Source organism: Fulvivirga imtechensis AK7, assembly GCF_000331535.1.
In the GTDB taxonomy this organism is placed as follows: Bacteria; Bacteroidota; Bacteroidia; order Cytophagales; family Cyclobacteriaceae; genus Fulvivirga; species Fulvivirga imtechensis.
Window position 1 is genome coordinate 68,966 of sequence record NZ_AMZN01000084.1, and the last position, 13,651, is coordinate 82,616.

The following is a 13,651-nucleotide window of genomic DNA, read 5'->3' on the forward strand; positions in this document are numbered from 1 at the left end:
GCTAAACTCGCTTTTCGGTTTGATCTATTTTACGTATTTTGATATTTGCATAGGCAAAAATAATAGTCATAAATGGGCTTATCAAATTAAAAAAGCAGTAGGGTAAATATGTTAGTGTAGCCACCCCTAATACAGATGATTGGTATGCCCCACAGGTATTCCATGGGATCAGGACAGACGTTACCGTACCTGTATCTTCTAACGTACGGCTCAGGTTTTCCGGGGCCAGTCCACGCTCTTCATATTCCTGTCTGAACATACGGCCGGGCACCACAATAGCAATATACTGATCAGACGCTGTCAGGTTAAAAGTAAAACATGTGCCTGCCGTTGAGGCAACGAGCGAGCCGGTGGAATGCGCCAGTTTGATAATCGATTGTGCAATGGTATGTAGCATACCGTTTTTCTCTAAAACTCCACCAAAGATCATGGCACATACGATAAGCCACACGGTAGGCAGCATTCCTTCCATACCGCTGGCTGTTAGTAATTCGTCCACCATCTTATCGCCAGTTTCTACACTCACTGAAGTGAACATAGCCTTCATCACTCCCTCATAGGCAGAAGTAAGGTTGAAGGTATCCGCTCCTGTAACTGATAAGACTATATGCGGCTGAAAAATAAGGGCAAATACAACCGCCAGTAATGTACCGATCAATAGTGCCGGAAGAGCAGGCACTTTCTTCACGATCAGAAAAATAACTACCGCAGGCACTATAAAAAGAAACAGGTTTATTTCGAACCTGGAAGCAATGGCGGCCTGTACTTCATCTACTGTACCCAGTGCAGCATTACCCTCAATATTGAAGCCCCAGATCAGGAAAATGATAAGAGAGATCGTAATTGAAGGGCCAGTGGTAAGCGCCATATAGCGAATATGGGTAAAAAGATCAGTTCCAGCCATGGCCGGTGCCAGGTTGGTAGTATCTGAGAGAGGGGACATCTTGTCTCCAAAATAGGCTCCGGAGATCACCGCTCCGGCAATCACACCCTCGTGAATCCCCAGCGCCTGGCCTATTCCCATAAGCGCAATACCTATGGTGGCTGCTGTTGACCAGGAGCTACCAGTAGCCAGCGATACCACCGCACTGACAATACATGCAGCAAAAAGAAATATGGTAGGATTCAATATATCAAGGCCATAATAGATCATGGCAGGTACAACCCCACTGATCAACCAGGTGCCTGCCAGGGAACCTATCATCAGCAGGATAAGGATTGCTCCCATAGCCGAGCTGATACTTTGGACAATGCCATCCAGGATCTCATCCCATTTGAAATTGAGCGTCAGTGACAGAACACCAGCCAAAGCGGCAGCAAAGATCAGCGCCATCTGATTAGGGCCGTAAGAAGCATTATCGCTGAAAACAAAAACGTTGGCTGCCAATAGCCCTACAAGAAATATAATAGGTATAAGGGATAGAAGAAGAGATGGTTTCCGATGTGTTTTGTCCATGTGCTGTTTTTTCAATTTAAAGCATCGAAGATATAAAAAGATTTTGACTTCGAGGTATCTAGATCATCATTTCCGCCAGCTTGTGTCCCATACGGCTGCCAATGGCCACCCCCATGCCCCCTAACCTTACACCCAGGCATATACGCTCTGAGTATTGTTTCAAAACCGGCTGCTTATTTTTACCAAAGGCCATTATCCCAGCCCAGGTCTGATCAATTATATATGGCGTGTCAGGCAATATTATTTCATTGAGCTGATGTTTCAGTTCGTTTAATATCCTCTCATTGATCTCAAATCTGGTAGTCGTTTCCTTTTCGTAGTCAAGATTTCGTCCACCACCGAATATAACCCTGTTTTCAAAATTCCTGAAGTAATAGTAGCCTCGTTCACAGTGGAAAACACCTTTGAATTTCAGGTTTGGGATAGGTTTTGTCACCAGTACAATGCCTCTTCCTGGCACCAGCTCAAGATCCTTTACTAGTTGCGAAGTAAATGCATTGGTGCAGATGGCCAATTTTTGGCCCTTGAAAGCTAATGAACCATACACCTGGTCGGAAACCATAACCCTTATACCTTTATCATCTTCTTCAAAACCCTCTACAATGGCTCCCGTAAGAATGCAAACCCCGAGGCTTTGGGCCAGATGAACAAGATTTTTCATCATCCTTCCCGTATCGATCTGTCCTTCGTACCTGGAATAGATCAACGTTTTTACCATATCGGTATTAAAGCCAAATTTTTTGGACGATTTATTGTCAACTTCAAAAGGCTTGGTATCAAATACATCAGCAAGCAGGTCATTGACCTTTTCAATTTCATCTACGCAATACCAGTCCTGTTCTCTGATCAATTCATAACCGCCATAGTTATGGTAGTCTATCTTTTCATCTCCCAGCCTTTCTCTAAGCTTAATCAACCCCAGATATCGCTCCATTACCAATGCCAGCGCCTGATCTCTTCCCATGACCTTTATATCTTCCAAAAGTTCCGATACACTGCCGAAGCAGGCAAATCCTGCATTTTTGGTGCTTGCCCCTGATGGAAGCAGACCTCTTTCCAAAACGAGTACACTGGTGTCAGGCTGCTTTTCTTTTATGGATATGGCTGTAGATAACCCCACAATACCACTGCCGATAATGATGTGATCGTATTCGATAAAAGATTGATTTTCCCAGAAGCTTAGCATATAATTTTAGATCAGTTGAAAGCTTCAAATATAGGGGAGCACGACTAATTTTTGAAGTCTTTTCAAAATGATCCGTGGATAAAACTGGTTATCGGTAACCTGAAAAAACCCACCTCTTTGCGTGATTTTATTTTGATTTTTCTTTTCTAAGTTACATAAGGTCAAAAAACAACAAAGGTCATGTATAACTCAAACAACAACAAGCCATCACTGGCATGGAAAGGATATCTCTGTATCTTCCTTATCATGCTATGCGTTTTCCCTGCCGTGGCAGATAAGGCGGGTTTCAACTTTATTAATAACAAAAGGCAAACAACCATCCGCTTCAAGTTGATCGGCAATTTAATTGTCATTCCTGTGAAGGTTAATAATAACCTCGATCTGAACCTAGTACTGGATACGGGCGGAAGGTCGCTGATCATTTTTGGGCGACATTTTGAAAAGAAATTACCTGTACTTCCTGATAAAAAGGTGAGAATACAGGGGTACGGCAGTAAAGATCACCTGTCAGGTAATCTGTCTATCAATAATTTGGTTTCCATTTCAGATGTTGAAGGAAAAGGTATCGGCATTGCTATTGTTCACAACAAAAATTTCTTTCCTTATGATGGAGCCACTGAGATCCATGGAATAATCGGGTATCAGATATTTAGCCGTTTTGTGGTTAAGATCGATTATCCAAACAGGAATATTACGATGTACGAACCAATGGCGTATGTGCCTATGGAAAAGGACCTTCAATCTGTGCCATTAATAATAAAAGATACAAAACCATATATCAATGGATCGATCAGATTGGGGGAGGAACAGCGTGATGTTCATTTTCATGTAGATACTGGCTCGTCAAGGGAAGTTATTTTGTTTAAGCGGGATCAGGATCACTTCTTTTCTGATGAGATTTTGTACAGGTGCTCGGTAGGAAAGGGGCTCAATGGGTTGATCAAAGGATATAAAAGTGGAAATATTAGCCTTGGGCTCGCATCTGACAACTATAGGGAAATTGAAACATACCTCGTTGAACGCAAATTTTCCGATCGTGAGCTACGGGAGGCTGCGGGTACCATAGGGTCCGGGTTTCTAAAAAACTTCATTGTAATTTTCGACTATGTAAGCCAGCGATTTTACTTTAAGAAAGTAGCATAGAAGAAGTGGTAACCAGAGAGGGCGGAAGCAGGAAGAATGATGCGGAAATGTATAAACTAAAACTGAGGAGTTATAAATTCCGGAGCGCTTTACTAAACTTTTAAAGTTTGGTAAAGCTTCCCATCAGGAAACGCGGGGTAAAGATCAGAGGCCCTAATCCTTGATCTTGAAGGAAAGAAAAAGACAAGCAATATTTTCACTTGCTGCTACTACACACACTGTCTATCCATAGATTTCATTAAGGATACCGGCAAGCCGTACGCCTGCCTGGGCCAGCCTCAGTTGAACAGTTGCCCAGTTTTTGTAGCGGTACTCATAGTTGAGATTCATGTCTTCAGGCAGATCATAAATCTGGTTGCGCAAAGCCATCGATTCATAGGCCCAGTCCCGAACGCTAGTGGACTGCCATTTTTTGATCAACTCTTTCTCTGTCAGATCTACTACATCAGCTAATTCGGTATAGCTATATTGTTGTGAGTCTATAAGGCCGCTATCCCAAACCCTGTGCAGGTTGGAGCTATCCCAAAACCACTTCAACTTAACGGCATTGCCCCCCATGTCATCTCCCTTGCCAATGTGTAGAGGCTGATGGAGGTCGCCTACGAGGTGGATCAGCATTTTTAACCGCTCAGCCTCATCCTTTTTTGTTAATCCTCCCTTTTTCAGTTCTTCTATGAGCCTCTCAATTGTTTGGATAATATCCCCATTTGGATTTTTTTCAGTTTCTTCATAGGTTAGCCCATCCGGAATGGTCACCCAATGCCAGTCATGTGTATGGTCATAGGCGTTATCTGATTTAATATCATCCATCCAGTTACTTGCCACAGCTAATGACTCTCCGCCAAGTATCTTTTCTATATTCTTTTTTGCTCTTTTTGACAGGTGCTTTTCGGCTACATGGCCAACAGTGCGATGGCCTGTAATACCCCAGCCAAATGCCTGAAGAGAAACAAATGCAAATAAGATGAGAGTGACTTTTTTGATCATAGTTTTCCCTTTTAATGCTGTAAAGAAAAGGAAATCATGCATTAAAAAACAGTAATATAATTATTTAGTGTTTGTAAGAGAGCTCTAAGTGGCTTTAAGAAAACGTTCCCGCCAAAGGGCGGGACGAAGTCCCAAAAAGCGGAGCGTACTAAGGTACGAGAGCATTTTTGGGACAAGAATAACGCAGACATTGGCGTTTTCTTAGAGACACTATTTATGAGATTATTTTGACTCTGTTGACTGTTTCTCCAGGTCAAAAAGGTCGTGCAGGACATCTATCAACGTTTCAGCATCCCCTCTTTTACAGGCGGCTTTAAGCTGTAATACAGGGAGCTTCATGATCTTCTGCATCATGCTCTTCGTTACCGTATCGATGATCTTGGCCTCCTTTGAATCAGTATCCTTCAAGTACCTGGCAAGCTCTTCTTTGCGTATGTCTTCAAGGGCATTCTTCAATTTTTTAATTGTAGGGGATACGATCATTTCTTTTGACCAATCATTGAAATCGGCTATGGCTTCGGTAATGATCCTTTGCACATCCGGGATGGCAGCAGTTCTTTTTTCAAGAGCTTCGGATGCCTTATTCTGTATGCTATCTATGTTATAGACCAAAGCGCCAGGCACATCTTCTATGGCAACTTCAACGCTTCGTGGCACAGACAGATCAATGAAAAATTTGAAAGAAAGTATCTCCAGCTTTTCAGCCAGTTCTTTGGTGATAAAAGGCTGTTCGGCAGCAATGGAAGAGATAATAACATCAGCATCCTGAATGGCCGCTGTTATATTATCAAAAGACACCGTCTGAAAGTTGCACTCTTTTGCCATAGCCAACGCTTTCTCTTCGGTTCGGTTGGCAATTACAATATTCTTAAGCTTTGAATCTACCAGGTTACGGCACACATCGCGACCAATTTCACCAAGCCCGAGGATAAGCACCCGGGGGTCCTGAATTTTTGCCGTGATATCTTCCACCAATTCTTTTGTAGCGTATGATACACTGGCAGCGCCATCACGGAATGAAGTTTCCTGAACCACCCTTTTATTGGTAAAGAAGATGGTGTGCATCAGGCGGTGAAGGAATGGCCCTGCCATATTTTCATCGGCACTCCACTGGTATGCCTTTTTTACCTGATTGGAAATCTGAAGGTCACCTACCACCTGCGCTTCGAGGCCCATTGATACATCGAATAACCTTTGTACAGCCCCTTCGTGGTCACTGTAGGAGATAAAATATTCTGCAATAGCACTTTCATCAACACCTTTGATCAAAGATATTCCATTAAGGATCTCTTTAGTAAGGTCCTCGTTGCTATTGTAATATACTTCTGTTCTGTTACATGTGGAAAGCACCAACACATCAGAGGCCTGAGTGTAGTCACGGATAAATTTCATCAGCTTTTTAGCGTGGCCTTCATCCAGTGCCAACTTCTCCCTAACTAATATCGGAGTATTCTTAAACGATAAACCTAATACCTTGAATGTTTCCTGCATCACTAAAGTTTACGAACTGCAAATTTAATTATAATCAATTATTTTCGAAACAGGTTGTGTTATTTAAATTGGTTTCAAATAAACCTGTTCCCATTTTTACTTTTACAAAGATACCGTCACCAGGCATACAAAAAATATGATCTATGTCAGTTAATGATCTAACATTGCTCACAATTCACGCAAGCAAGTGGAATAAGGTTGCCTTTTGATTATAAAGTATATCCTTATATTTTAGCTTTTTAAAGAACTCTAAATGAATAGAATAAAGTTCTTACTCAGGAATGTATTTGGCATATCGAAAACAGAAGCAAACGGGTTAGTGATCCTATTGCCTCTGACGCTTTTGGTGATTCTGCTGCCTTTAATATATAACGCGCTTATATATTCATTACCAGATACAGAGGAAGATGGCAGACAGTTAAATGAAGTATTGGCCGAATGGGAACAAAAGGCTGCTAAAAAGGAAGATTTTCAACCCAAATTGAAACCGTTTGATCCTAACCAAATCTCCGGGGATGAACTGATAGCGATGGGCCTTCATGAACGTGTTGCGCATAACTGGCAGAAATACCTGCAGAGCGGCGGTCATTTCTATGACGTAGAAGATGTTAGAAAGATATATGGTATTGAAGACAGCATGTATCAAGATCTGAGCGTGTATATTCGAATCCCGAAAGCTTCAAAAAAGGCTGGAGAAGAGCCAGAAAAACTATCAGAGGAGTCTTCATCGTATGAAAGCACCAGGGCGAAACCCTATGAACGTAAATATGTAAACGCTCCAACACCTTTTGATATTAATATGGCGGATACCACTGACCTTAAAAAAATCAGAGGGATAGGTTCTGTTTTCTCAAAAAGAATAGTGAAATACAGGGAGAGCCTCGGTGGCTTCATTGATAAAAAGCAACTTGGTGAAGTATACGGACTTAAAGAGTCCTTGTTAAACCATTTGGACTCTCTGACGTTCATAGGTACGGATTATCCGATCAGGTATTTGAATATCAATGAAGTAACCGAGGATCAACTGGCTCACCACCCCTACCTGACCAGGGGCAAGGCTGGGGCCATTATCTCTTACAGGTACCAGCATGGTGCTTTCGGTAGCCTCAATGAGCTGTATAATATCCATTTAATGGATTCGTTAACTATTACTAAAATATCACCGTATCTTAAATTGTAATGATGCAAATTGATCGATTCTGCATTAGCTTCATCCGGAATTCGTAGATTTGCAATTTTATAGTCGAATTATTTTGTTATTTTTTGACTCTTTTCAATAAACTATGCACGAACTGCTAAAATCATATCTCAAGCGGTTAACCAACCTGACGGCCAACAATCGCTCTTTGCTATTGTTGAGACTGCCGGCAGAGCAGTTTATTGATCTGCATAACTTCAACTTTATCACAGAAGGCAGCTCGTTTTCTATTATTGAAGCGCTTATAGCCAGTAAATCTATTGCCTTGGGGCCTCAGCTCGACAGCAGAGATGAAGAGGCCAATCAAATGAGCCGCAGACTGAAAAAATTAGACAGGATAGACCAGTTTATTTATGACGAACGCGGCTCCAAAGACCTGTACGTAGGCTGGCCATTTGTACACGGGAAATTATCCGATGGCACTGCTGTTCGTTGCCCGGTGCTGTTTTTTCCTGTGGAGCTGTCTGTTATTAATAATCAATGGAGACTCATCCCCAGGCGTGATGCGGGCATAACCCTGAATAAATCATTTTTACTTGCTTACTCACATTTCAATAAGGTGCCCGTTGCGGATGATTTGCTGGACAGGAGTTTTGAAGATTTTGACACAGATAGTACTGTTTTCCGAACGTCACTATACCAGTTATTTAAGGAAAGTCTCATTGAGATCAATTTTAACCCGGACAACTTTCAGGATAGCTTGATCAAATTTGAGGAATTCAAAAAGCCCGAATTTGATGAGAATGAAAAAGATGGTGAACTGAAAATGTATCCTGAGGCGGTGTTGGGAATCTTTCCGCAGGCAGGCTCTTATCTTGTGCCCGATTATAATCATCTGATAGAGAATAACCTGGTCAAGGATATAGAGGCTTTTTTTGAAACCCGGTCTGTTTACAAAGAGTCTGCGGGCAAAGGGCCGGACTACTATTTCTTGAAAAGTGTAGATGAGGAAAAAACATTTACACCGTTTAAGATGGATGCTTACCAGGAGAATGCTCTTAAGGCAATCAAAAAGGGGAATTCAATTGTGGTACAAGGCCCCCCCGGAACAGGCAAGTCGCAGTTGATCTGCAACCTTATATCAGACCATATTGCCATAGGCAAAAAGGTGCTGGTGGTATGTCAAAAACGAGCTGCACTGGATGTAGTGTACGACCGTATGGCCGAGAAGGAGATGACGGATTTCCTCGGCCTTGTACATGATTTTAGAAATGACAGAAAGGAGATCTATCAAAAAATAGCCAAACAAATAGATCGGCTTGATGAATATAAGATGAAAAATAATGGGCTGGATGCGATACAGCTCGAGAGAAAATTTTTGCAGATCAGCAGGAGGATAGACCAGATCGCTGAGGAAATGGAAGAATTTAAGTTCGCTTTATTCGATGAGAGCGAATGCGGATTAGCGGTAAAGGAGCTATATCTGACCTCAGATGTTGAGCAGCCGGTGGTGAACCTGAAGCAGGAGTATACCAGCTTCAGGTTTGATGAGCTGCCTGGGTTTATAACGCGGTTGCGAAATTATGCCGGATATGCTCAACGGTTTAACCAACACGGGTATGAGTGGCTTGACAGAAGGTCTTTTGAACATTTTCAAGTGTCTGATTTTCAGGAGATCAATAAAATACTTGAGGAAATACCCACTTTCCAGGAGGAGATAGCCGATCAATTGGAGGAGGTCACCGGCTCACGGTTGACTATTGAAGATTGCGAGGCGATTCTGGCTAAAAGAGATTTTATTGTGGAAATGCTGGGGATATTGAAAAACCCCAGAGCTTACGAGTACTTTAGGCATATGATGGGCTATTCGGATAGCGAAACCAGTAATTTGTGGCTATCCAATACTGAAAGGGTGCTGATGGAATGTTATAAAGGTACGGGCCCTGAAGTGAGCCTTCCGGCTGACCAACTGGGAAAATTTCAGGAGGTGCTCCAGCGGAATATGGATGCACGAAAGAGTATTCTCAGACTGGTACAGTGGAGACTTTTTTCTAAAGACAAGTTTTTCATTAAGCGTGTATTGGTTGAAAATAACCTGAAAAGAAATCGCCAGGGCTTCAACACAATGGTGGAGAAGATCGATAACCGGCTTAACCTCGAGCACAACCTTACCAAACTGAGAAAGAGGGGATGGCTCACGGATATCCCTCCAAACTATGAAAAGGTACATCTGCAAAATTGGTTTCACCTGCAAAAGCTATCTGTAAAGGCGAAGCTCATATTTGGCTCGCTAAGAAATTTTAAAGAATATTTCAACGTACAAAAGCTCAGCTATGGCGAGCTAAAAGAAAAACTGGAAGCCCTGTTCCGTATTACCAAAGATATACCCCAAAAGCGTGCGCACTGGTCTTTATACCTCACCAACAGTCAAATCAGTAATATTGTCAATAACCCGGAGCTGGCTGGTAAGTTAAAGACCGTAATAAGGAAGGACTTCGATGCGCTTTGCGAGTTTGATAAGATCAGGACCGAATTAACACACCCCGAAATAGTGGCTATAGATAAAGTTATAGAAGCTGCAGAAGATTATAGCCCTGATAATATTGAGTCGTTGTTTCAAAACAGCCTGCGAATGGCCTGGATTGAACACATCGAAACGAAATACCCAGTGCTGCGGTCAGTGTCGTCTTTAAAGCTGCAGAAGCTGGAAGCCGAACTTCAGAATCTGGTAAGGGAAAAGCTGATGGTGAGCAATGACATGCTGCTATTACGAGCCCGAGAGCGTACCTATGAGAATGTGGAGTACAACAGATTGAATAACATGGTCACCTACCGTGATCTGCACCACCAGGCGACCAAGAAAAGGAGGATATGGCCCCTTCGAAAGCTGATAGCTGCGCACTATGAAGAACTGTTTAACCTGATCCCCTGCTGGATGGCATCACCCGAGTCTGTCTCGGCCATCTTTCCTATGGAGGAAATGTTTGACCTTGTTATTTTTGATGAGGCTTCGCAGTGTTTTGTGGAAAGAGGTATACCGGCTATGTATCGCGGCAGACAAGTGATGATAGCCGGTGATCATAAGCAGCTAAGGCCCAATGATCTCTATATGGTTCGTTTCGATGAGGAAACAGACGATAATTATGCGCTCGAAGTAGATTCATTGCTGGAGCTGGCCGGACATCATCTGATGAACGTACAACTTAAAGGACACTATAGAAGCAAGTCCCTTGACCTGATCGACTTCTCTAACCAGCATTTCTACGATGGCAACCTTAAGCTACTACCTGATTATAATGTAGTGAATAGAGGCGAACCAGCTATAATCTATGAAAAGGTGGATGGTATCTGGGAAAATAATATCAACCGGGAGGAAGCGGAGGCTGTGGTGGACAAGCTGATGAATATCCTGAAAACTGAACCTTCGAAACAGGTCGGGGTGGTAACCTTCAATGCGAGACAACAACAATACATTCTTGACGTGCTGGACCAGCGGTGCCTGGATGAAAAAGTAGTGATACCGCCAACATGGTTTGTTAAAAACATTGAAAATGTGCAGGGTGATGAAAAGGATATTATTATTTTTTCTACTGCATATGCACCTGACAAGAGTGGCAGGATGGTCATGCAGTTTGGAAGCCTGAATGCTGCGAATGGTGAAAACCGGCTTAATGTTGCGGTTACCCGTGCACGTGAGAAGATCATTATTGTCAGCAGCATTATGCCACAGCAACTTAAGGTGGAGGATACCAGGAATGAAGGCCCTAAATTATTAAAAGCATACCTGGAGTATGCCTGGAAAGTATCCTCGGGTGAATTTAAGCCTTCTCCATATCCTGAAACCAAGCATCATGGAGATTGGTATTTAAAGAAGAAGTTACAAAATTGGGGCAATGAGAGGCTTAAAGAGTTCCGGTTTTCCGAAGAACTGCCTTTTGCAGACGTTACTGTTAAGAGTGGAGACCATTATATTGGCTTGCTGATCACAGATGATGACTTGTACTATCAAAGCATATCCGTGAAAGACCTGCATGTGTATACCCCTTTTGTTCTGAGTAAAAAAAACTGGAACTTCAGAGGTATTTATAGCCGGGAATATTGGCATAACAGGGAGCAGGTAGAGGAAACTATCATGAAATTTATTGCACATAATAATGTTGAAGTTTAAGCTCATAGGGCTGGCTTTAATTCTCAAATCTTTTTTGATTAATACCTTCCATTCCACTCCGGAGGAATTTGAACGAAACAGAGGCGCTTTTAAGAAAATATCATTAGGGAGGATGCCGGAGATGTTGGAAAGCTCAGGATTAGAGATCTACAACGATAGCTTGTTGATCACTCATCAGGATAGTGGTGGAGAAAGCGCTTTGTTTATTGTAAATTATAATGCCGAAATAAAAGATACCATTCATCTGGAACTACGAAACTATGATTGGGAAGATATCGCACAAGATGACAAGGGGAATTTATATATCGGTGATTTTGGCAATAATCTGAACCAGAGAAAGAAGCAGTTCATTTATAAGTATGATCAGTCTACCGGTGAAATTGGTAAAATTCAGTTCTCACTTGCTGACCAGAAGGCATATCCTCCGGGAAAAAAAGAGATGAATTTTGATATAGAGGCCATGTGTTGGAAAGGCAATGAGTTGCATCTTTTTTCCAAGAATCGAGGACTAAAGTGTGTGAAACATTATGTTTTGCCCGACCAACCGGGAGAATATGTAGCGCAGCCTATTGAAAGTGTTTACCTTCCAAACCAGGTTACCGGAGCTGATATTAATCCGGGTGGAGATATGCTTGTATTGAGCAGTTATGGGCGGATCTATACATTTAAGATAAGTGCTGGCAACCGTTTTTTCGAAAAACCCTATAAAATGATCCGCTTCACACGCGGAGCACAAATGGAGGGAGTGGTTTATATAAATGAAACTGATTTCGTTGTTTCCAATGAGACGGGAAAGTTGTTTCTGTTTCGAAGCAAATAACAATGTCAATTTCTCCGTGTGTCAATGTTTTACCTCATCGTGCAATAGCTTCCTTTTATAATACATACCAAATGTTGTGAATTGTTGGTAGGATACTATCAATTTATAATACCATATTATTACAGTCATTGACTTCCAGTTGCAATCTCATGACATTGTGGGCTTTAACCTTTAAACCCATATATCATGTTTAAAAAGATTAATTTAATTATTGTACTCATCAGCTTTTTATGGGCTGTGAGCTGTTCCAATGAAGGAGAGGCGCCTGTGCCTATTGAGCAGGAACCGCAGGTTAGCTGCCTGACCGATCTCGCAATGGATGAACATTATCAGATGGATCCTGACGCTAAATTGCAAAAGGAACGATTTGAAGAATTTTCCCGGGGACACATCAGTAAAATTACTTCTGGCGGACGCCTGGAAGCAGGCAGTTACACTATACCTGTTGTTTTTCATGTCTACGGAACTGATTTTGCTGGCGAAACTGTGAATGATAATACCATTATCACCGCTTTACAAAAGGTTAATGAAGACTTTCATGGTCTTAATGATGATTTCAACTCTGTAGACCCATATTTTCAAAGCATTCGGTCTGCCTTTGACATTACATTCAAACTCGCGAACAAAGATCCAAAGGGAAATCCAACAACAGGAATTGTGTATCATCCTGCAAAGAATGGATATGGCAATCGTTCTGCGGATAGCCAGGTAGCCGCTGATGCCTGGGATAATTACAGGTATTGCAATGTTTACATACAGCTTGACCTGTATGGCAATGGAGCCACAAACAACTCAGGCGTTGCCTGGTACCCTGATAAGTCTATGTCGGATGCGAACACTGCCAGAATAGTCTATAATGGTCGGTATCTTTATGGAAATACGGATAAGGAGTTTGCTTCGGTGCTTACCCATGAATTTGGCCATTGGCTGAACTTAATCCATACCTTTGAAGGTAGGTGCAAGCGACCTGACGAAAGCCGTTGTGCTACTACCGGAGATCTGGTGTGCGACACACCACAGGCCTCCAGCAATGATTCTTGCTCTACATTGTATAATTGTGCCAAAAGTAGGGTGAACACTGAAAATTATCTGGGATACTCGGGTGCCGGAGGATGCTATAAAATGTTTACCACAGGTCAGGTAGCGCGCATGGATGCGGCTATGCAACATCCAGCCCGTATCACGCTTTGGCAGTCTTCTAATCTTTCAGGCACAGGATTGTGATGAATAAGAGTCGTGGCACCACTCAAAGTGGTGCCACG

General features: G+C 42.3%; 9 protein-coding genes. 5 read left to right on the forward strand and 4 right to left on the reverse strand.

What is annotated here, in order from left to right; translation table 11 throughout:
- Position 1: 1 nt before the first annotated feature.
- Positions 2 to 1,456, reverse strand: coding sequence for a Na+/H+ antiporter NhaC (gene nhaC / locus C900_RS22640; protein WP_009582594.1), 1,455 nt, complete (start codon positions 1,454 to 1,456; stop codon positions 2 to 4).
- A gap of 58 nt (positions 1,457 to 1,514) precedes the next feature.
- Complete coding sequence (locus C900_RS22645; protein ID WP_009582595.1) at positions 1,515 to 2,642, reverse strand: NAD(P)/FAD-dependent oxidoreductase; 1,128 nt, start codon at positions 2,640 to 2,642, stop codon at positions 1,515 to 1,517.
- Between the two features lie 180 nt (positions 2,643 to 2,822).
- Here C900_RS22645 and C900_RS22650 point away from each other — a divergent pair, with 180 nt between their 5' ends.
- Entirely contained in the window at positions 2,823 to 3,785 is a 963-nt protein-coding gene (locus tag C900_RS22650) for a hypothetical protein (RefSeq protein ID WP_009582596.1), read from the forward strand.
- 222 nt (positions 3,786 to 4,007) lie between these two features.
- Here C900_RS22650 and C900_RS22655 read toward each other — a convergent pair whose 3' ends face one another.
- Both C900_RS22655 and hemA read right to left on the reverse strand, forming a co-directional pair.
- A complete protein-coding gene (locus C900_RS22655) occupies positions 4,008 to 4,772 on the reverse strand; it encodes a S1/P1 nuclease (protein ID WP_051052971.1) in 765 nt (254 codons plus the stop codon).
- A gap of 222 nt (positions 4,773 to 4,994) precedes the next feature.
- On the reverse strand, positions 4,995 to 6,263 hold the full coding sequence (gene hemA, locus C900_RS22660; RefSeq protein ID WP_009582598.1) for a glutamyl-tRNA reductase: 1,269 nt from the start codon (positions 6,261 to 6,263) through the stop codon (positions 4,995 to 4,997).
- A gap of 253 nt (positions 6,264 to 6,516) precedes the next feature.
- Between hemA and C900_RS22665 the strand changes: the two genes are divergently transcribed.
- The 4 genes from C900_RS22665 to C900_RS22680 all read left to right on the forward strand — a co-directional run bounded on the left by C900_RS22665 (position 6,517) and on the right by C900_RS22680 (position 13,613).
- On the forward strand, positions 6,517 to 7,443 hold the full coding sequence (locus C900_RS22665; protein WP_009582600.1) for a ComEA family DNA-binding protein: 927 nt from the start codon (positions 6,517 to 6,519) through the stop codon (positions 7,441 to 7,443).
- A 103-nt stretch (positions 7,444 to 7,546) separates the two neighbouring features.
- Entirely contained in the window at positions 7,547 to 11,569 is a 4,023-nt protein-coding gene (locus tag C900_RS22670; protein ID WP_009582601.1) for an AAA domain-containing protein, read from the forward strand.
- Entirely contained in the window at positions 11,556 to 12,389 is an 834-nt protein-coding gene (locus C900_RS22675; protein ID WP_009582602.1) for a hypothetical protein, read from the forward strand. Before C900_RS22670 ends, C900_RS22675 begins: the two co-directional genes overlap by 14 nt.
- A gap of 186 nt (positions 12,390 to 12,575) precedes the next feature.
- Complete coding sequence (locus C900_RS22680) at positions 12,576 to 13,613, forward strand: M43 family zinc metalloprotease (protein WP_009582603.1); 1,038 nt, start codon at positions 12,576 to 12,578, stop codon at positions 13,611 to 13,613.
- The last annotated feature ends 38 nt before the right edge of the window (positions 13,614 to 13,651 follow it).